We start from the raw sequence: 20,856 nt of genomic DNA on the forward strand, positions 1-20,856 counted from the left end.
GGGTATGCGGATTTAATGGTTGATATGTGAAGTAGAAAGCGGAAGGGAAAACTAAATCCACAACGGACTAAATGGTTGATAGCTAACCGTGCCGGTCTTTCCAGATCCCCTTCCCTATAGCCATATGTAGGGAACACTTGAAAACTAGGCATATCTGTCTTGACAATAGCCCCGGTACAAGAAGCGGGTGTCGTTGTGCTCAGCCAGCCTTTCTTCGCCAAAAGCAATATTGCCACGAAGAGTGGTAGCCTACGGGCTCAGTACCTCCCCAGTTGGGTCATCGCCCGGCTAGAAGGTATTGAGGCGGCTCGGGGTGCATTGCACCATGTCGCGCCGGTCGGCAAGATGGAAGACTACATTGAGCGGATGTTGCGTAATGTCACGCCCTACTTGAACGAGGTGCACTGACCATGCATATCCAACCTACTCCCTTGAGGTCACAACAAAGCTAATGATCGATCTACTTGTTTTCCTCCCGGCATGTTTCGCACTGAACCTGGCGTTCGGCCCCAATAACCTCGTTGCGATGACACACGGTGCGCAAAAGGGCGTAGGGTTTTCCTTTATGGCAAGCACAGCACGGCTTGCCGTCTTCGTGCCCATGATTGCTGCTAGCGCGCTTGGTTTAGGGATGCTTTTGTCTGCTTCGGCGTTGGTCTTCAACGTGATCAAGATCGTTGGTGCCGCCTATCTGGTCTGGATGGGCATCAAGCTCCTCAGAACAACATCTGGCTCGACTAACCTAAACGCAGATGCAATGAAACCTTCGCTTCGTAAGGCATTCCGTAGTGAGGCGCTGATCGCCATCAGTAACCCCAAAGCAATCCTCATTTTCGCGGCATTCTTCCCGCAATTCGTGGATATAACGAATTACTGGCTGAGCTATGCAACTCTTGGGACGGTTTTTATCGCGCTAGAGGCCGTTGCAATAGCGATATATGCGTCAGCAGGGCGTTTTGCAGCAGCTTTCGCAGCAAACAAGCTGCACTGGTTTCAACGCGCCTCAGGTGGAGGAATGATTGCTTTCGGCATCCTGCTTCTTCTTAGTCGCCAACCTTCGCGTGTTGCCTAGGTTCTTAAGAACGCTTTAGCCAGTTGCTAGTCGTCTTAAGAGAATAACGTATGACCGAAATGCCCGACAACATCCTGCACCTGCCCTCATACCAGGTGCTGGGCTGCAAAGCCACCGACGATGAAATGCACTTCCAGGTAGACGCGCCCGATCCCATTGCTTGCGAGGAATGCGGGGTGCAGGGTGAGTTCGTGCGTTTCGGCAAGCGTGATGTTCCCTATCATGATCTGCCCATCCACGGCAAGCGGGTCACCCTCTGGGTGCTCCGCCGCCGGTACATCTGTCGGGCCTGCGAGGCTACCTTCAGGCCCCAGCTACCGGAGGTGGTGGACGGCTTCCGCATGACACTGCGGCTACATGAATACGTAGAGAAGGAGTCCTTTAACCACCCCTACACTTTCGTGGCGCAGCAAACCGGATTGGACGAGAAGACGGTACGGGACATCTTCAACGCCCGCGCCGCGTTCTTAGGCCGCTGGCACCGCTTCGAAACGCCTCGCATTCTGGGCATCGACGAGCTGTACCTGAACAAGCGCTACCGCTGCATCCTGACCAACATTGAGGAGAAGACCCTGCTCGATCTGCTGGCCACTCGCCGTCAGGACGTCGTGACTAACTACCTGATGAAGCTGAAAGACCGGCAGAAGATCGATATCGTCAGCATGGACATGTGGAATCCATATCGAACGGCGGTCAGGGCGGTGCTGCCACAGGCCCGCATCGTGGTCGATAAATTCCATGTGGTGCGCATGGCCAACGATGCTCTGGAGAAGGTGCGCAAGGGGCTCCGGAAAGAGCTGAAACCAGCCCAGATCCGAACCCTCAAGGGAGACCGGAAAATCCTGCTGAAGCGCGCTCACGAAGTCTCAGACCGGGAGCGGCTGATCATGGAAACCTGGACAGGCGCATTCCCGCAACTGCTGGCTGCCTACGAGCACAAGGAGCGCTTCTACAGCATCTGGGACGCCACCACACGACCCCAGGCAGAAGCCGCCCTGGACGAGTGGATATCCACCATCCCGAAGGGCCAGAAAGAAGTCTGGAGCGATCTGTTTAGGGCGGTGGGCAACTGGCGCGAAGAGATCATGACCTACTTCGAGACGGACATACCTGTCACCAACGCTTTCACGGAGTCCATCAACCGACTGGCCAAGGACAAGAACCGTGAAGGACGAGGTTATTCCTTTGAGGTGATGCGGGCGCGAATGCTCTACACCACGAAGCACAAGAAGAAGGCCCCGACTGCGAAGGTCTCTCCGTTCTACAAGAAAACCATCGGTTACGGACTGCCAGACCTCGCAGAGGAGCTCAACTACGGGGTCGATCTATCAACCATCTGAGGGTAGCATCAGGTTGGTGAGGGGAAGGTGCCCCATCAACCATTAAATCCGCATACCCATTATTTTTACGTGCTCATGACCTGGGAAACGGAGGTAAATAAACCACTCCTTGAACAACAGGCGAGCCGCATCTTCAAGCAGTTGAATTCTTCGACGATTATTGTCAATCAATTCATCATATGGGCTTAGCAGGTCTTCTATGCTTTTTTGCAGCGAGTCCGACTCAGCATAAATTACTTTTCTTGCATGAAGATCATTTCTGTTTACACCAGGAACAGCCGCCTTGTCACTTTGCATACCCCTTAATATGTTTTTTAAGAAGTAGTGGACGTATTTCGGACGATTCCCCTTGAAGTCCTTAACATACAAAGCCGTATTTAGCGGCCAGCAGTCTTGCTCTACATAGTAGACCTCGCCTAGCGTACCATATCGACCGGTAACGACAGCAGGAGCCTTAATTTTCGCTTCATTGTGGTACCCAGTGATACCAGAAGACGAGACGACAGGTATATCGCCTTCTATGCGAGAATCATTTGGTAAGTCATAGCCCCTCTTCAGGGTGATGACATCACCTAAAGTGGCCTCCCGCCAAGTCATATGCCAAGCTCCTCAAAATTACTGGAAATCTTAGTTGCCAGTAATATCGAATCCTCATTGAGTCCATTTAGCTCAATGTGGATGTCTTTAAGGGCCTCTTCAAAATCAAAATCCTCATCAACTTCTTCAGGCGAAAACCCCACGTATCGCCCAGGAGTCAAACTCCAGTCAGCGTCTTCAATGTCCTCTATGGACACCAGCTTTACCAAGCCTTCCACATCGCATAGCTCTCCATCAGGAAAGCGTGAGAGCAGCCAGTGCGCCTGTTTGTAGAAATAGCGAACCAGTTTCAATTGTTCTGCAACGGTTTTCCTTGCAGTCTCTACGGCTTTCTTCAGACTGGATCGGCGAGTACCATGTATACCCGCGTAATCCCAAAGCGTACTGTCTCGTGCAGAGTGCTCACTTTCACAAAGCTCAATGAGCCGCGTGCTGAGCTTGTACGCGTGATCAATCAGCTTAACCAAGTCACGACTATTCTCCGCAAGGTCTTTGAGGCAGATATCGCTCTCTGTGAAATCGATTAAATCTTCTGCCGTGTCATACGAATGACGTCCCCACCACTCGTGAAGGTCATTCTTCAGGACCTGGAAGTCAGACCAATCAGCATCAACTTGTTCAATAGCTGTCAACAGTTCGCTATGGAGCGTTACGTGCAACTGCTCAGGATCAGCGCCCTTCTCTAACAGCTCCAGGAACGGGCGCATGGCGGCATAGAGCCCTTTAAGTGCAGCAATAAAATCTGGCACCGGCTCTGCCAGCAGACTCTCTGATTTTTCACAAGCGTGCGCTTCAAGCAGCGCGCTATCAATGTAGCCCTGAACAAGCTCGATAAAGCGATCAGTTTGTCCCCGGTATAGCCAAACGATTGAAGTCAGGTTTTTAAGCTGTTCAGGACTAAAGTCGTAAATTTTGCGGGTAACCTTGCGATAGACATTCCTCGCATCAATCATCAGCACCTTATCTTCGTGCTCTTTTGGTTTGTCCTTGTTAAGAAACCAAAGCTGACAAGGAACAGTCCGCGTATAGAAGAAGTTGCTGCGAATGTCGATCATGGCATCGACATGGCCGGATTTAATTAACTGCTCACGCACTTTTGCATCTTCCCGCCCCGCACTCGAAGCCTGCGAGGACATGACAAAACCCGCCCGACCTTTGTCATTCAGGTAGCTGTAGAAGTACTGAATCCAGAGGTAGTTTGCGTTGGGAACCTTCTTGGTTTTGTTGATGCCTGGGATACCAAAAGGCAGGCGCGGATCATTCTTGATTTTCTCAGCGTCCACCTCATCTACGTTGAAGGGCGGGTTCGCCATCACGTAATCAACGTTGCCCCAAAGGTTTTCGTGGGGGTCGTTGTAGTAGGTGATGGCCTGTTCGCCGCCCACCACATTACCTTCAAGGCCATGAACAGCGAGGTTCATTTTACAAAGACGGGTCGTGACACGGTTTTTTTCGTGACCGTAGAAGGTCAGCTTGTTCGGGTCTTCCTGATGGACTTCCAGGAAGTGGGCGCTCTGTACGAACATGCCGCCGGAACCGCAGGCAGGGTCGAAGACGATACCGTGATCCGGCTCCAGCACGTTGGTGATAAGCTGCACCAAGGACACAGGGGTGAAGAACTCACCACCGTCATGCGCACCTTGGTCGGCAAACTCCGTCAGGAAGTATTCGTAGATGCGACCAAAGATGTCGCCTGTAGCCTTTTTCAGCTCATCCGGGTTCAGTGTGCGGAGTAGCTGCCCCAAGACGTCGTTGGGGATGCTGCGATATTCATTCTTGGGCAGCTGACCCGCCAGATTGGCGTAATCCTTCTCGATGGATTCCATCGCCTTGATGATAGCCTCAGCACGATCATCGGCATCGGTGAGCGCTACCAGGGCGTCAAATTCAGCCTTGGGATTGAGGTAGATTGCCCCTTTCTGGGAGAAGTCTTCCTTGGTGAGCTCACGAACCTTGCCGCCCCGGCTCGGCAGACTGGCAACGACCTGATCCTTCACTGACAAAAAGCGACTGTAGGCATGACGCAGGAAAATCAGGCCCATCACGGGTAGGAAGTATTCGTTGCTGGCCAGTTCAGAGTTGCTACGGAGGGTGTCTGCCGCCTTCCAAAGCCGTCTTTCAATCGCTTCGATGTTCTCTAGCTGAGCCAAGTCTCTATCCTTTAGATTTTTCTATGTTTGTGAAGAATGCTATGGGGTCAGGACGGATCTAGTACCTAGCCCGGCTCCAAACCTCTAGCAATTGCAGATTTTAAGTTTTTTTATCGCATGTAGCGGTCAACAGGTGCTCTGAAGCGGCAAACGTTGGCAATTTACATTGATCGCTTTCGGGCTGGTCGATGCAGGGCATGCTTCCACTTCAGCCATAAGAAGCAATGCCGACCGCATCCATGCAGGCATTCTGCACGCCCTGAGCTTGAGCAACTCTTCGCCACTCATGGCATTGGTGATCGTGGAAACGACCTGAGTGGACAGCCCCTCTTTCCCGAGGTAGTGGAGAGCGCTGAGCACCATTCCTACTTTCGTTCCTGCATGTTGCAAGCGATCATTGGAAGCATGCCTGAGACGAACCACCGCATTACCAACTTTAATGTCGCGCGTCGCACCACTGGTGTAGAAGGTCGGCACCACCTGCATTTGCGTACTGAGGCCTAACCTACGGACAGCCTCCGCTCCGTGTATCTGAATCGTCTCGCCGTTAGCCTTGGTGATAACGCTCATGATGCTCAGCGGGCTGGGTCGAACCCTCCTGCCGGTGTACGCGCTCAACTTTGGTCGCATGTAAACGCCGCGAGCGACGCGTTCCAGACAACCTGATTGCACTAGCCTGGAAAGCGCTTTATCGACCGCTGCACGGGAACCGACCTGTGCAAACACCACGCGGGAAAAAGGCTGCCCCTTCTGCATATATTTGAGTCGGTTCGAGATAGCTTCAGCGACGGACATGAGAGCCTTCTAGGTCCTGGTTTTCTGACGCAAGTAGCGACTATAAGCCGCGCAGGACAATGCCTCCAGCCTATCAACTAGGGAAACTGGACGATTTCGTGCACCCTTTCAGGCATCATCGATTGGCGGATACCTCCGCGACGCTTTATCAATCCGCGCAGAGGTGACGACGCATGGAATGCTTCCACATCGACGAAAGTGGCTTCACCGGGTTCGATTTGCTCAACCCAGAGCAACGATTTCAGGGCGCAGCAGCAGTGGCTATTACCCATGATGAAGCTGCGCGGCTTATTCGCATGCACTTCCCCAAGCTACAGGCGCCAGAGCTCAAATACCACGCGCTGGCACGGCGTCCTGGCTACCGGCAGCCGCTGCTGAGCCTTCAACAGGCCGTGCTGGATCAGCACAAGTGCGTAACCTACATCTGCGACAAACGCTACCTGCTGCTGCTCATGTTCATGGACTACGCAGTCGAGCCGTTCTACTACGAGCGTGGTATGGACTTCTACCAAGACGGCCAGAACTATGCATTGGCTTCGCTGCTGTACACGGTCGGCCCCACCTTGCTCGGCAAAGAGGGCTTCGATGTACTGCTCGCTGCCTTCCAGTGGGCTATCAAATCGAAGACTCCGCAAGCCCTGGAGGCGTTGGTTAAGGCAGTCAGAGAACTGGACTGGCAGCAATTACCCGAAGCACTCGGCCCGCTCGCACTAGCAGCGCCTGAATGCCTGTCCGCGATTGCCACACCGGGCGTTTCGACCGACGCGGCGTTGGTGGTACTCCAATCTCTTATCAGCAGGATGGAGGTGATGGCGTCGGGACCGTACAGGGTCGAGCACGACCAATCGAAGAATCTACTCACGTACCACGAACTGTTGCAGCGCTACATCGACCACCAAGATGAGATCGAGTTCAGGCAGACGCAAATCGCGGGCATCCGCTTTCCGCTCAAGCTGTTTTCCGTAAACCAGGTTGACTCGAAGACCAGCCCTGCCGTCCAGATCGCCGACGTCATGATCGGAGCTGCCATTGAGGCAGCCAACGGACTGACCGGCCGGCGCGCTCCGCTACTGGACCCGCAGGCCGTGATGTCGCTCTACGCAGAGGATCAGTTTATTCATCTGTTGCCGTCGATCGACTTCGATGAACAGAAGCGATTCCGCGAGGGGACCCAGGCGGCGGAGGTAATCGATTACTTCGCCAAGCACTTTGGCCCCAATACTTTTTAACGCGGGTAAGGCCGCACACTATCAGGGGCATCTAATGGCAAGAGTCAGAAAAATTGAGATAGCCAACTTCCGCAGCATCCGTCACCTGGTCTGGTGCCCATCCCCTGGTATTAACTGCTTGATCGGTCCGGGCGACAGTGGCAAGTCCACAGTGTTGGACGCAATTGACCTGTGTTTGGGTGCTAGGCGAAATATCCAGATCTCCGATGCCGACTTCTTCAGTCTGGACATCACGAACCCGATCAGCATCACGCTGACGCTGGGCGACCTCGATGACAGCATGAGGACGCTAGAAAGCTTCGGTGCCTTTCTGCGCGGCTACCACACCGCCACTGGTGTCGTCGAAGACGAACCCTCCGCTGGCGCGGAGGTTGTGCTCTGCCTGAACCTGACGGTCGCCAGTGACCTGGAGCCGTCCTGGACCCTCATTTCCGACCGCGCCGCCCAACAAGGCCTGGTGAAGTCACTAGCGTGGAAAGATCGCGTGGCGCTGGCGCCCACGCGGATCGGGGCTCTTGCCGACTACAACCTGAGTTGGCAACGGGGTTCCGTTCTGAACCGCATCTCGGAGGAGCGGGCCGATGCCTCGGCGGCCCTGGTCAAGGCGGCGCGGGATGCGCGCTCCACTTTTGGCGACCAGGCCGAACAGCAGTTGGGCGAGGCGTTGGGTATCGTCGTCACCACCGCTCAGGAACTGGGTGTCCACATCGGCACGAAGGCCAGGGCGCTACTCGACTCGCATTCCGTGTCGTTCGGCGGCGGCACCATTTCCCTGCACAACGAGGGCGGTATCCCGCTTCGCAGCCTGGGGGTTGGTTCTACCCGCCTGCTAGTCGCCGGCCTGCAGCGCAAGGCGGCCAGTCAGGCGTCGATCGTGCTGTCGGATGAGCTGGAATACGGCCTGGAGCCGCACCGCATCGCGCGGTTCCTAGGCTCCCTCGGTGCGAAGGAGGCGGCTCCGCTGCAGGTGTTTCTCACCACGCATTCGCCGGTGGCGCTCAGGGAACTGTCGGGTGGCCAGCTATTCGTGCTACGCGGCGGTCCCCACGGCCACGAGGCCCGGGCGATCGGGACTGACAATGACATCCAAAGCACCATTCGCCTGTATCCCGAAGCTTTCCTAGCTCGTTCTGTGATCGTGTGTGAGGGAGCCAGCGAGATCGGGCTCCTTCGAGGCCTGGATCTGCACCGGATAGAACAAGGCGGTGTGTCCTTGGCGGCGCAGGGAGTTGCCATGGTCGACTGCGGTGGCGGCGATGCAGATCGTCCGTACGCACGCGCAGCGGTTTTTCAGTCCTTGGGCTATCGGGTCATGGTCGTGCGCGATGACGACAAACAGCCCACGGCCGCCATCGAACAGGCATTCCTTCAGTGCAGCGGTGCCGTCGTTGCCTACCGCGCAGGCAGGGCGTTGGAGGACGAGTTGTTCGGCAGTCTCACGCCGGCGGCCTGCCAGAAGCTGATCAACTACGCATATGAGCTACATGGCGACCTGATTCACGAGCACCTTCGGACGGTCTCGAACAACACGCTTACCATTCAAGCCGTCTGGAACGAGATTCAGAACACCAACGCGCTGTCGGTGCCAAGCCGAACCCTGCTCGGGCAGGCGGCACGTATCCGCAAGGCTGGCTGGTTCAAATCGATCTCCTGGATGGAGGACGTGGCGAGAACCATCGTGGCGCCTGACCTACCTCTGTGCGATCCGGGCTTCAACGCATTGATGAGCCAAGTATCAGGATGGGCTGCTCATGGGCCTCGTTGAAATCGACCTGCGTGCGATCAATCGCGGCACTGTCACGGCACCGGCCGGCTGCGGCAAGACGCAATTGATCGCTCACGCACTGGCCAGCCACCGAGGCAGCAAACCCATCCTCGTGCTCACGCACACAAACGCTGGTGTGGCAGCCCTGCGAGGCCGACTCGATCGTGCAGGCGTGCCGCACAGTGCCTATCGATTGAGCACGATCGACGGCTGGGCTATTCGCTTGATCGCGAGCTTTCCGGGCCGTAGTGGCCACGATCCCGACATCCTGCTGCTCGCCACGCCGGCTCGCGACTACCCGGCAGTCAGGGAGGCGGCCTGGAAGTTGCTGCAGACCGGGCACGTCAGCGAGGTACTGAAAGCGTCCTATGCGCAACTCATAGTCGATGAATATCAGGACTGCTCGGTGCCCCAGCACTACATCGTCTACTTTCTCTCGCTGATCCTGCCGACCTGCGTGCTCGGCGACCCGATGCAGGCCATCTTCGGGTTTCGCGGCAATGCCCTGGCCGATTGGAACCAGCAGGTCTGCGCGCATTTTCCGGTCGTGGCCGAGCTGGCTACGCCATGGCGATGGCGCAATGCCGGCGCTGAAGCGCTCGGGCTGTGGTTGTTAGAGGCCCGGCGTTTGCTGGCCGCTGGGCAGCAGGTAGACCTGCGCACCGGGCCGGCAGCGCATGTAACATGGACTCAAGTCACACCACCGAACGATCACTCACAGCGACTGGCCGCAGCGCGGACGGCACCGCCTACTCCAGATGGCCACGTGCTGCTCATCGCCGATAGCCGCAATCGTGCGATCCAACAAAATTTCGCGAGCCAGACACCAGGGGCGTCGACCGTTGAGGCCGTTGATCTGCAAGACCTCATTACCTTCGGTAGCTGCTTTGACGTGGCTTCGCCGGATGCTCTGGGACAGCTTCTAACCCTAGCGCAGAGCGTCATGACCAACGTAGGTGTACCAGAGCTTACCCGGCGTCTGGATTCGTTAGCGCGAGGAACCGCCAGGAATCCGCCGTCCGAAGCGGAGAGCCGAGCCTTGGCATTCCTGCACGCACCGTCTATTGCCGCCGCCGCTACGCTGTTGTCGGAGCTGCGCGCCATGCCAAGCGTGCGCGTGCACCGACCCGCCATTCTCTACAGCGTGCTAAAGGCATTGCGGGAGGCCGCACCAGGAACCATACCGCTGGCGGAAGCCGCCAGGAGAGTGCGGGAAGAAAACCGACTATTGGGCCGACCTTTACCCAAGCGTGCAGTGGGAAGCACTCTACTGCTCAAGGGGCTGGAGGCAGAAGTAGCGGTAGTGCTGAACACAGAGAATATGAATGCACAGCACCTGTACGTAGCCATGACCCGAGGATCGATGAAGCTGGTGGTATGCAGCCCTGATGCCATGGTTGGATAATTCGAAAGCTTGACCCTGAAACCGTCGATGGAGGCAGCTCATCCATCCTTGGCCGCCAAGTCGCCTGGGGCTTCGCCGTAAGACTCCCATTGGCTAACCAGCTCATCAACGCGATCAGGAATGCACGGTGTCTTACTGAGCACTAGGCAGCGGGTAGTGCCTACGTACTCCTCAAGTAAGTAGAGCGTACTCCCAACATCGACTCCCATCTCCTGCAGAACGTCGTCGGGCAAGCGAATGGCGCCATCGCCCTCCCAGTCTTCGACCACCAAATGATGTTTCATCGCGACTCCAAGAAGCAGGTTGGGTGAGGCCTTAGGCGGCCGGTATTCAGCGTTCGTCTGCCACGAGCCTTTCTACTTCGTCGACGATCTCAGCTGCCGTGCATCCCAAGGGGATGGCCAGCTTGATCAAGGTGGTGATCGTTGGCTGATTGATGCCCCGTTCCATCAGGCTGACGTAGTTACGCTGCAATGCTGCCTCAAGGGCCAACTGCTCCTGGGTGAAACCTGCCTCAACACGCCGTCTGCGCAAGACCTTTCCGAACGCTAATCCGACTTCCACAGATGCCCCCCCAAAAGGGAGGACTATCTGGGCGGTGGCATCTCCGGTCTTCACAGTATACTGTGAATTTGGTAGAACATGACCTCCTCCGTGGTATGGCGTCACCACCGACCAAATTGGAGGAGCGCCTTCCTACACATGCCGTCTGCGTAAACGGCTGTATTTCAAGCGCAATTTAATTAATTGCAGATAAGTAAGTAGTTAAAAAGAAGGATGTTAAAGATATATGAGGACTATTGGCATAGCTGCTTTCATATCATTTGCAATGTCTCTGCATTCAGGAGCCTTTGCTGAAGAAACTGGAGTTCAGCAGCTGGTTAAAAGATGCGAGTCTGCGTCGATTGCGCGCGGGACGTCACCTGCACTCTGCTCGTGCACGTTAAAGAAGATGCAGGAGTATGGGTTCTCTGACTCGGAAATCGTTAATTTTTCTCGACGCGACTTCAAACCAAAAGATCTACATGAAACTGAACGCCATATGGACTACAGCATTAAGATTCGACTAATAGGAGGCCAGTGCGGCTGATTAGTATTTTTACTGACACCAGTCTAGTCGTACGCATTCATTATGTGACTTACCGTAAATGATGGGCGGCCACGCGTAAGCTAATTGGCAGGTCATGATCAACCAAAACGGCTGAATATGTTTTCCATCAATCGATGATTACATATCAACAAGGAGCTAAAGGTGTTTAAGACCGATCGCAATGCGGAGCTGCTTTCTGGGCTCTCCCATAGCCCCAACGGCGTGCAGTTCTGGTCATTTATCGAGCAAGATGTCGCCTGGCCTTGGTTCTACCTACAGATCGTAGAGGATGATGGTCAGGAGGCTTATCGAAGCATGTTAATGGTTCCGACCCCCCCATTGCTTGAGCAGATAGTGGAAGCAAAAACCGATAATGCCTGGCTGGAGCAGGCCCAACTCGTAACACCGGCTCACATAAACAAGGCGGGACGCTGGATGATGGAGCCTCTGCTGAAGGTCACAGCAATCCGTAACGCACAGGGTCAAGAGCTTGGGTATGTGTATCACGTAGAAGGAGGTAGAACGTATTCCACTTCAGCAGACTCGCATTTGGACGAGCAGTTGAGCACTCACACGATCTTCTCAGCGGAACTACACCTACCAAGGTGAAGGCCCTTTGACTATGTCTGCCTTGGTTTGGGTAGGAAAACTATAAATGCTGGAGATGGAAAAATGACCACCCCCCACGAACGTACCCGCGCCGTGGTACAGACATACGACTTTCTGGTCGAGCTTTCCAAAGACACATCTTTGCCCGAACGCGTTCGGCGCGATGCTCGTTTCCTTCTACGTCATTTCCCAAGCAAGAATGACATGCTGTTGGCCGGTCGGATCGAGGAGCAAATAGATACATTGCCAATTGGAGTGCTCGGCCCCGTCTTCAGCTCATCAATTACGCGATAGTCAACACTTCAATTACAATCGCGGTTTGGTTCTGGCTGTTGGCTCTGCGTCCATAGGATCTTCAGGCCACCAATGTTTGGGATACCTGCCTTTCAGGTCTTTCTTAACCTCACCATAGGTATTCGCCCAGAAGCTGGCCAAATCCTGAGTTACCTGCACCGGTCGCCTTGCCGGCGACAGGAGGTGCAGCAATACACGCTGTCGACCACCGACAATGTGCGGTGTTTCAGCCAGCCCAAATAGCTCTTGCAACCTCACGGCTAGTACAGGAGGACGCACTGAATAGTCGATAGCAATGCGCGACCCCGAAGGCACCTTCAGTGCTTTTGGTGCCAACTCATCCAGCTTCTGTGGAAGTGGCCAGGGCAGCAGCCCCTGAAGGATACTTTGCAGGTCGAGACTGGTGAAATGGCTGAGGCGGCTAACCCGTCCCAAATACGGAGCCAGCCATTCGTCTAACGATGAAAGCAGAGCAGCATCGGATAAGTCTGGCCATTCACTTTGGCCTTGCACCTCAAGATCCAGTTGGCGAACGAGATCCACACGTGCTTGCCACTGGCGCAACTCGGGAGTCCAGGGAAGCAACTCAAGTCCCTTGCGACGAACCAGATCAGTCAAAGCCTTGGTGCGTGTTTCTTCGCTGAGCCCAGACAAGGCCTCCGAACTTAGAACCAGTTCACCAACACAGCGCTGCCTCTCAGCCTTGAGGATACCTTCACGCTCATCCCACTCAATCTTGTCACGCTGTACCACTTGTTCAGCGAGTACAGTGTCGAAAAGTTCAGGGGAAAGTGCAGCCGCGAGGTATATACGCTCCTCACGTTGCCCCTGACGACTACCAAGATCAGCGACTACCAGCCACGGCTCTTTCATTAGTGCGTCAGGCCCACCGAACTGAGCAGCCCGTCCATTTGCGAGCCTGTAGCCAGCACCACCATCAACGCGCTGCCGTGCTACCCGGTCGGGGTACGCGAAAGCTAGAAGAGCACCCAACCAGTGCGCATCATCGCTATCAGCTACCGGGGCTGATGCCAAACCTCTAAGGAGCCCACGGAACTGCCGTGCAAGAAGGCGAGCACGCTGAACTGCACTGCGGTTAGCCTTCGAAGACGGTTCGTTTCTCATTGCTGCTATGCGGTCATGAAGATCAGCGCCACTGCCTCGAAGGATGTCTTTTTCACCCAGCAGCGCAGCTATATCGCAAGCAAGGCTAGCAAGCCCTAAAGCCTGACCACGAAGTAGAAGATGAGCTATTCGAGGATGCGTCGGCAGATCGGCCATGGCCTGGCCGTGAGCAGTAATAACACCGCGTTCATCGAGCGCCCCAAGACGCGAAAGTAGATCACACGCTTGAGCAAATGATGCCGATGGTGGAACATCAAGCCATGCGAGCTCTTCGGGTTTAACCCCCCAACGAGAGAGCTGAAGTGCCAACCCAGATAGATCTGCCTGGAGGATTTCAGCGGCATCATAAGCAACGAGTTGATCATGTTGAGCCTCTGACCAGAGGCGATAACAGACACCTGCTTCAAGGCGTCCCGCCCGCCCGGCACGCTGGGTCGCTGCCGCGCGAGAAATCCGCTGTGTGTCGAGACGAGTCATACCGCTGACAGGATCGAAGCGAGGCACACGGGCCATACCGGCATCAATCACAACACGCACACCATCAATGGTCAGACTCGTCTCTGCAATATTGGTGGCCAATACCACCTTACGCTTGCCGGCCGGCGCTGGCTCGATAGCGGCTCTCTGAGAAGCAAGATCCAACTCACCATGCAGCGGACAAAGCAAGACCTCATTGCGTCCATCAATATGCTCAATAAGTTGTTCGTGAACGCGACGGATTTCAGCCTGGCCAGGTAGAAATACTAATACGCTACCGCTCTGCTCATAAATTGCTTGTAGGCAAGTTTGAACGACTCTGGGCTCAAGAGCTTCGCCAGGTTGATAAGGTTTACCCCAGACCATAGTGACTGGAAACATTCGTCCCTCACTGGTGACAATGGGGGCATCATTTAGCAATCTGGAAAGCCGCTCCCCCTCAAGAGTGGCTGACATCAATAGGATCTTCAGGGGCTGACTTTCATCCCGTAGCAGCTCGCGCCCGTTCAGGCACAAGGCGAGAGCTAGGTCAGCCTCAAGTGTCCTGAGATGAAATTCGTCGAATATGACCACACCAACGCCTTCGAGCGAAGGGTCTTCCTGCAATCTTCGCGACAGAATCCCTTCAGTGACCACCTCAATTCTCGTGTTTGGGCCTACTCGGCTTTCGAGACGGATTCGATATCCAACTGTCTCGCCGACTTTTTCGCCTAGCTCAGAAGCCATTCGCTCGGCAGCAGCACGTGCAGCCAGGCGTCTGGGCTCAAGCATAATGATGCTCTGACCTTCAAGCCATGACTCACCAAGAAGAGCAAGAGGTACACGGGTAGTTTTACCCGCACCAGGAGGCGCTTGCAGGACAACCTCGTCGCGGCCTTGAAGAGCCATCAGAAGAGGAGGTAAGGCTGCGTCGATCGGCAAGTAACTCATGAGCACTCCAAGGCTGGCCCCGAAGTATGAAAGTGCCAAGCGCCACTACTAACACAGGACAGATAGCGCATTATGCTAAGCCGCTCTTAGATCCGCCCTTGAGCGCGGCCACATTACTAAACTGCTTCACTTGTGCTTCGAGAAGCCGAACTCTTTCGACAAGTTGAATATTCTGAGTCATGACGTGATAGAGCTGTGATTGAGCAATTTCAAGATCGTTACGTGCCTTGTTTACCTTGTCGTTTGCGCGCTTGACCTGTAAAGCCTTAGAGGCGCTCGAAGATTCGAAGCTATGTCGGTACGCCTCAATTTGGGCAATCAGAGGCTGATGGGCAGGACGCTTCTTCTTCAAGTAGCCCCGATCAAAACCAGCCTCGAAACTGACGATCCCGGCAGTGATCTTGGTACCATCCAATCCTACGTGAACTGCGAGGTTTGGCTTACCCGCCTTCAATCGCTCGAAGGCATCCACACACGCCTGAAGGCCGCCTCCTGCCATCTTAAGCCACCTCTTGAGCAGGAATTAACTTTTGCCGAAACTTCTTTAAAGCAAGCAATTCAGCCTCTATAACTTGATACTCACCAGAACCTGACTCGTACAATGTAAGATCGGCCTCATTTTGCATTATGGCGTCTTCCAACTTATGTTTCTCGATGATTCCATCCTTACAGCTAATACAGGTCGAAATAGCTCCCAGAAGATATGATTCACACTTACCAATATGAGTACAGCCACCTAAGAATGTAGGATGATAAGAGATTTTCCCGTCTCTGGCCTGCTTATGAGTATCCGCCCTGAGCTCCACGATGTGAATGTCGCCACCATCCATTTTTCCACGTTGATTGGAGATAAAACTACCAACACCACCAAAAAGAGGCGCATCACTACCAAATGCATGCGCCAACAGATCGTAAGCCATGTTCATAGGCACGCCTGTCTGATACTCAAATAGCACGTGATGCTTTGGCAAAACAAAATCACCCACACCCTCATCATAATAACCAAAAATAGTTTTTAACTTTTCAAAATTATTTGCATAGTAACGCGTCATCTGAGTTGACAGATGCTTGAACTGCTTCCGGAGAGTGGAAAGAGAAATGAAACCACTGCTACTGCCATAGAAAGCAAGTGAACGACGAAACTGGTGGCTTGTGAGCGGCCATGGCGAGCCTACCCTGAATGCCTCTTCTCTTGAAAAATCACGAGAAGGGTCGCTCACTTGCAATTCCTGCAGATCAGATGCCTGAATGATAAAACCATCTAGCAGAAACCTTGGCTTAGACACCTCATTCCAAGACGAAACGCCGACCTGAGTATCGCGCCGATTGATAACAGCGGGATTCAGAAAAAGCGGCATATTATCGAACTTAACTCCGTACAATCTAGATAAGCCCCGACAGATACAACGAGCAATCTCAACAGCTCGTACGACTTCATCAGTAGCCAACCAAGAAACAGCCTTACGATAGCCAGTAAACTTTGTTGTACTAGAAATAACATTAATAACAATAGGATTATCCCGTACAACCCCATTATTATCTTTAGTTGCAGAAACCACTTCCTCCTCATCCACGCAATTATAAGGAAGACGCATTACCTCCTGATCCCGCATACCTGTATAAGTATGGATGACAGTCTTTAAAATCCACTGAATCTTCAAAACTGCCGACGATAGGACGCCCCGGCCAGCACAAGACAAATCCCCCGCAAAAACCTTTCCCAACCTGTGCCTTTTTACAGCACTCTCAAAATCTAACTCAAAAACCGAAAGCCCATCCGATATCTTCCTCTGATGATTGACAGTATATCCATAAAGTGGTTTCTCGAAGCATTTTAAGAACCGCTCAATAGAGTCCTTATGGAGATACAACAAATCCATCCAATCGCCCAGCGAATTTATTAAATCAAGATATATCCTTGTGGGGATAACAGGGTGTTGCTTACCAGCGCCATCATCCACCCCAAAATCTTGATCAAATACACCAGCGAGCTTATAACCGAGCCGTTCCTCACCAATTACAACCATGTGTGAAATTATGGACCGCGTCAATTTACGCTGAGTTTGGCCCAACATATTCTTATCCATCCAGTGCCTATAAGCATTTAGATAAGCCGGATTAGTAAACAGCTGCTGAAGGGTGATAACACCAACCAGCGCATTATTTTTTTGGCTATAGCAAAAACGAGCTGCTGTACGCAGCGTCAGAAAATACTGGCAGAGCATGCCAGCACTAATCCTACCCAAGCGTCCGGTATTGACATAAAAAAACAGACAGAACAATAACCATCTAAGCTCTTGAATCAAATGTTCTTGATCAAGCGCATACTCATCAAAAATTTTACGGAAATTAATTTTTGGAATTTTACTCGCCTTGAGTCTAACTGGATTCAGATCCCATACAGCCGCGCCATAAACAGCCGTAGGCCTGCCATCAACATCACGACAAATAACAAAATCATTCGCCGGCCTCCAACCTGGATCTACTGAAATTAGAGAGGCAGCACCTGAACTGTGAAGCACCTTATCTAAACTCTCAAAAAAATCAGCCATTAGATGTATATCCCCATCTTTTCATAACGCTGCAGGCGCCGTTCCCAAAATGGCGTGAGAATACCCAAATCAAATACTTTTTCCCTTATCGAAACAACCAACTCGGCCGAAGCCTCCGACCTCTGCGAAACCGCTTCCAATATAGCATTTATGCGAATAGCAACATCCCTGAACGTATCCTCAGAAAACTCAAAGTTAGGAGCATTCGCCCTGATGGCCTCAATAACATACTGAAAGCTGATGAGCTTATGTATGTCAGCCTCATCAGAGTGGACAAGGTAGTGAATACAAAACAAACAGCCATACTGTTTTTTGCAATCCGGCTCAATTGCCACAACAGCTATATCTTTACTTGGACTGTTTATTTCATCACAATGACCAACCGCAATTGACACCCCGGTCGCCTGTGTATTTTTTCTGGCTCTCTCCGCAGCGCCTTTCACAGCAGCCCAATAACTTCCAATCTCCGACTTCTGATCTTTAACCGTTATTCCCGAATATGACTGAGCATTAGTATGCTCACTATGATTCATGATCGCACTCACCAGAAGAGGAGAGTGCTTCAACTGGTGAAGTGCCAAGCTTTTGTATTTTCGAATTAGTAGCGGCGGTATATTCTTTGAAGTCTTCGGAACAAACACACCTTGAAGTTTATTATAGAATTTCGTCGAGAAATTAGTCTCAAGCGGCGAGAAGTCATCTGAAGGGAGCCCGCGCCCATCAAGCACATGAAAGAAAAGATAATCGCACTTTCGCCCCATGAGGACCCAATCACGGAACTTAAAATACTCACGCAGCAGCCTCATACCAGGCCCTCGCCCTACTGAGTAAGTAACCTCCAAACCCTTTGCTCTAAGCTTGATCGCCGATAGTTCATTTTTTAATGGCGACTTCACAAGCTCAACTGCATCATCGTATAAAAATTGAATTACCTCACCAGAGTTAGCTCCCACGACCAAATTAATCAAACACGCATACGCTTTCATAGCCAGAGCAGCCAGGCGCATCCTAAACTGATGGTGTGAATAAGCGTTAACATCGTCAATCAGTCGCTGGGCCCTAGCTAGAGTTTCACGAATATCCGCCAATCGCGTACTAGGCTTTGCCATTTTCAATTCAGAAATCGTTAAAAGCCGACCTTCCTTATAGTTATAAGCAGAAAAGCGATGACCACCTTCCGTATAAGGCGTTATATATTTACCGGTACCTGGAAAAATGTATGTATGATATTCAGCAGTTTCGAACCTAAGCGGGAAAGGGGAAAAATCAACCAGAAACCTAGAAAAGGAAAGTGCAATATTTAAAGAGATATCAATATACTTTTTTACCTCCTCATCTCCAGGCGGATCTAAACCTTCTCTCCTATGTTTTACGGGAGGAATTCCCGCAACAATGTATGCATACACATCAGGAAATTGTAATTCCAATACACGTCTCAATATGGCCTGACGTGATTGACAGGTTAAGGGGGCCATCCCATTGTCTTTAAGAACCTCCTGATATAGATGATTTGAAAAATCCATATAAGCAATTCTGGCAGACTCAGAATCACAGAAAATACGGCCATGCCCATTTGCATCGCACCAACCAATAGCATAATCGAAGTTCTTAATATCCGTCTCGATGCTACCGTGCCCCACACCCGACAACCAGAACTTATCCAAAAGCGAAACAATCATCTTTCTACGGCTTGGTATAAGTGAGCTTTCATCTACCAAGTAAGAGCCGCTGCGCGCACTGACTTTTACACGAACTGCATATGCATAAACACCAATATCTAACGGACTTACTCGCGTTGATAGTTTTAGCGCAAGAAACTCTGGATGAAGGATCTCATCATGAGCCTCCATATACGACAGCTCAACAACCTGAACTTTCCTTGGCCGCAGCTCACCGGGCATCATCATCACCCAAAATCAAATCACTATACGCAGATAGCTTGAAAAGCTCATTTTCATATTCTTCCTGAGCGCGAATCTTTTCAGGAATAATCGTAAATAGCTTCAAGTAGTTCTCAGTAGTCTCACGTCTTTCATGATGCATGCGAGATTGAATTATTGAAATCTCATCACCAGGCTGCAGACTTCCATCCTTTAGACGTGGAGTTAGACGTTGATACATTTGGTAAGCAAAGGTCGCTCGAAGCCAGTGGTAAGTAAAATCTCTTGAGAACTCAGGAGAAGAACTTTGCAGAATCTTCTTTTTAAGAGTATCAGTCACCTGCCCCACTGGTCTTGTTTTAGCATAACAATACCTAGGATCTGTAGACGCCATGTAATAGCAGTTATTCTGCTCGGACAGAAACACGTAGACATCATCTTCTGCCATAACATCAAGTTCCGGATACTTTAATGCATAAGCAGCCTGAAACTTCCTACGTCTTCTTTTAGCATACGGACTTTCGACATACGTGAGTAGATCTTCCGCCAATTGCTTAGGGACATACAAGGTTTGAGGCTTACTATTCTTCGTATCGATATCCGTTTTTGGGCCTGCCTTTAATAAATAGGTCCCATCCGACTGAAGAAAACCTTCCATCAAAGCCTTTATATGCTTAACCCGCAGCGTCAAAACCGTTTGCTTTCTGGCGCCAGTCATCGCTGCAAAGAGAATGATAAGCCGCTCCTGTGCACTCCAGCTGTCTAACTCAATGATTTTTACTAGTTCTGCCAGTTGCACATTCGTCAGAGGGCGAAGACTTTCACCTTCATCATCCACAAAACCCAACGGAATATTTCTTTTCCGGTTGTAGGGCTGCGTCTGACTTCTCTTCTCTACCTTTATGTACTTAGATAGCCCATAGGCCCCATTGACATGGACACTAATCTCGCGAACGGTATCAACACGAGACATATCCAAATCATGCCAATACTGCGACACGAATTTATAAAAATTATAGACAACACCGGTATACTGGTTAGCGACGCGTTCTCCACGGCCCGGCATGTCTATTAGATAACGGTGATATCGATAGGTTGGCCGCTGCGTTAACCGTCTACCTGAGAAATCAAGCCAGTCAATATCATTATTTTCGCAGAACAATAAATAATCAAGCAAGCGACTAGCTTTGCGCCTAGCGTCGTCTGTAGGGCGATTTTGAGGGTGCTTATCTTTTACGAGATAAAGTATGTATGAGTTTGCTTCCACCCAAGGTTCACCATTGCGGTGAAACAGAAAAGGGAGGTTATAAACGCTACTAGAGACTGAATCACTAAGAGCTTCGTTAACTTGATAGCCCTGAACCGACGCTTCAATACCATTTATCGTGATAGGTAATGAGCCATTTGGCTGCTGATTAAAATGTAGATCAGCAAAGGCTTCGTTGACCTGAGGAATTACAACCAACCGCCCTCTGTGAGCGGGGTTTTCGAACGCTGCCACCAGAACACCTCTCCGACTCTAAGTGAATATTTAAATAGCCAAGTC

Annotated in this window: 18 protein-coding genes; 8 read left to right on the top strand and 10 right to left on the bottom strand. The window is 52.0% G+C overall.

What is annotated here, in order from left to right; translation table 11 throughout:
- The first annotated feature begins 159 nt into the window (after positions 1-159).
- The 3 genes from DBO86_RS12775 to DBO86_RS12785 are packed head-to-tail and all read left to right on the top strand — an operon-like array spanning position 160 to position 2,412.
- Positions 160-408, top strand: a complete 249-nt coding sequence (locus DBO86_RS12775) for a hypothetical protein (protein WP_099167931.1) — start codon at positions 160-162, stop codon at positions 406-408.
- Positions 409-451: 43 nt separating this feature from the next.
- Positions 452-1,072: a LysE family translocator gene (locus DBO86_RS12780; protein WP_014819627.1), complete on the top strand. Its 621-nt coding sequence runs from the start codon at positions 452-454 to the stop codon at positions 1,070-1,072.
- A 50-nt stretch (positions 1,073-1,122) separates the two neighbouring features.
- On the top strand, positions 1,123-2,412 hold the full coding sequence (locus DBO86_RS12785) for an ISL3-like element ISPst9 family transposase (RefSeq protein ID WP_033939138.1): 1,290 nt from the start codon (positions 1,123-1,125) through the stop codon (positions 2,410-2,412).
- Between the two features lie 42 nt (positions 2,413-2,454).
- Here the strand turns inward: DBO86_RS12785 and DBO86_RS12795 are convergent, their stop codons facing one another.
- From DBO86_RS12795 to DBO86_RS12805, 3 genes are all read right to left on the bottom strand, one after another.
- Positions 2,455-3,009: a restriction endonuclease subunit S gene (locus tag DBO86_RS12795; protein ID WP_108233848.1), complete on the bottom strand. Its 555-nt coding sequence runs from the start codon at positions 3,007-3,009 to the stop codon at positions 2,455-2,457.
- Positions 3,006-5,159: a class I SAM-dependent DNA methyltransferase gene (locus DBO86_RS12800; RefSeq protein ID WP_108233849.1), complete on the bottom strand. Its 2,154-nt coding sequence runs from the start codon at positions 5,157-5,159 to the stop codon at positions 3,006-3,008. Before DBO86_RS12800 ends, DBO86_RS12795 begins: the two co-directional genes overlap by 4 nt.
- Positions 5,160-5,285: 126 nt before the next feature.
- Positions 5,286-5,954: a DUF6088 family protein gene (locus DBO86_RS12805; RefSeq protein ID WP_108233850.1), complete on the bottom strand. Its 669-nt coding sequence runs from the start codon at positions 5,952-5,954 to the stop codon at positions 5,286-5,288.
- A 173-nt stretch (positions 5,955-6,127) separates the two neighbouring features.
- Between DBO86_RS12805 and DBO86_RS12810 the strand changes: the two genes are divergently transcribed.
- The 3 genes from DBO86_RS12810 to DBO86_RS12820 are packed head-to-tail and all read left to right on the top strand — an operon-like array spanning position 6,128 to position 10,353.
- Complete coding sequence (locus DBO86_RS12810) at positions 6,128-7,183, top strand: DUF3800 domain-containing protein (protein WP_108233851.1); 1,056 nt, start codon at positions 6,128-6,130, stop codon at positions 7,181-7,183.
- Between the two features lie 34 nt (positions 7,184-7,217).
- The gene (locus DBO86_RS12815; RefSeq protein WP_108233852.1) at positions 7,218-8,948 is read left to right on the top strand and encodes an ATP-dependent nuclease; all 1,731 of its coding nucleotides are present in this window, start codon (positions 7,218-7,220) and stop codon (positions 8,946-8,948) included.
- On the top strand, positions 8,935-10,353 hold the full coding sequence (locus DBO86_RS12820) for a UvrD-helicase domain-containing protein (RefSeq protein ID WP_108233853.1): 1,419 nt from the start codon (positions 8,935-8,937) through the stop codon (positions 10,351-10,353). Before DBO86_RS12815 ends, DBO86_RS12820 begins: the two co-directional genes overlap by 14 nt.
- Before the next feature lie 38 nt (positions 10,354-10,391).
- Here the strand turns inward: DBO86_RS12820 and DBO86_RS12825 are convergent, their stop codons facing one another.
- Entirely contained in the window at positions 10,392-10,637 is a 246-nt protein-coding gene (locus tag DBO86_RS12825; RefSeq protein WP_108233854.1) for a hypothetical protein, read from the bottom strand.
- 46 nt (positions 10,638-10,683) lie between these two features.
- Entirely contained in the window at positions 10,684-10,971 is a 288-nt protein-coding gene (locus DBO86_RS12830) for a helix-turn-helix domain-containing protein (RefSeq protein WP_279630278.1), read from the bottom strand.
- A 634-nt stretch (positions 10,972-11,605) separates the two neighbouring features.
- On the opposite strand from DBO86_RS12830, the gene DBO86_RS12835 reads away from it, so the two are divergent.
- Complete coding sequence (locus tag DBO86_RS12835) at positions 11,606-12,052, top strand: hypothetical protein (RefSeq protein ID WP_108233855.1); 447 nt, start codon at positions 11,606-11,608, stop codon at positions 12,050-12,052.
- A gap of 63 nt (positions 12,053-12,115) precedes the next feature.
- Positions 12,116-12,346 (top strand): BPSL0761 family protein, encoded by a 231-nt coding sequence (locus tag DBO86_RS12840; RefSeq protein ID WP_108233856.1) that lies wholly within the window; start codon positions 12,116-12,118, stop codon positions 12,344-12,346.
- Positions 12,347-12,358: 12 nt separating this feature from the next.
- On the opposite strand, the gene hrpB is transcribed toward DBO86_RS12840, so the two are convergent.
- The 5 genes from hrpB to DBO86_RS12865 form a co-directional block, all read right to left on the bottom strand.
- Positions 12,359-14,878 (bottom strand): ATP-dependent helicase HrpB, encoded by a 2,520-nt coding sequence (gene hrpB, locus DBO86_RS12845; protein ID WP_108233857.1) that lies wholly within the window; start codon positions 14,876-14,878, stop codon positions 12,359-12,361.
- Positions 14,879-14,948: 70 nt separating this feature from the next.
- On the bottom strand, positions 14,949-15,377 hold the full coding sequence (locus DBO86_RS12850; RefSeq protein ID WP_108233858.1) for a BAR domain-containing protein: 429 nt from the start codon (positions 15,375-15,377) through the stop codon (positions 14,949-14,951).
- Between the two features lies 1 nt (position 15,378).
- Positions 15,379-17,430 carry a site-specific integrase gene (locus tag DBO86_RS12855; protein WP_108233859.1) on the bottom strand — a complete coding sequence of 684 codons (2,052 nt, stop codon included), beginning with the start codon at positions 17,428-17,430 and terminating at the stop codon, positions 15,379-15,381.
- On the bottom strand, positions 17,430-19,337 hold the full coding sequence (locus DBO86_RS12860; RefSeq protein ID WP_244185552.1) for a hypothetical protein: 1,908 nt from the start codon (positions 19,335-19,337) through the stop codon (positions 17,430-17,432). The genes DBO86_RS12855 and DBO86_RS12860 overlap by 1 nt, the downstream gene beginning before the upstream one ends.
- Positions 19,321-20,811: a site-specific integrase gene (locus DBO86_RS12865; protein WP_108233860.1), complete on the bottom strand. Its 1,491-nt coding sequence runs from the start codon at positions 20,809-20,811 to the stop codon at positions 19,321-19,323. The genes DBO86_RS12860 and DBO86_RS12865 overlap by 17 nt, the downstream gene beginning before the upstream one ends.
- Between the last annotated feature and the right edge of the window lie 45 nt (positions 20,812-20,856).

This window comes from Ectopseudomonas oleovorans (genome assembly GCF_003052605.1).
In the GTDB taxonomy this organism is placed as follows: domain Bacteria; phylum Pseudomonadota; class Gammaproteobacteria; order Pseudomonadales; family Pseudomonadaceae; genus Aquipseudomonas; species Aquipseudomonas oleovorans_A.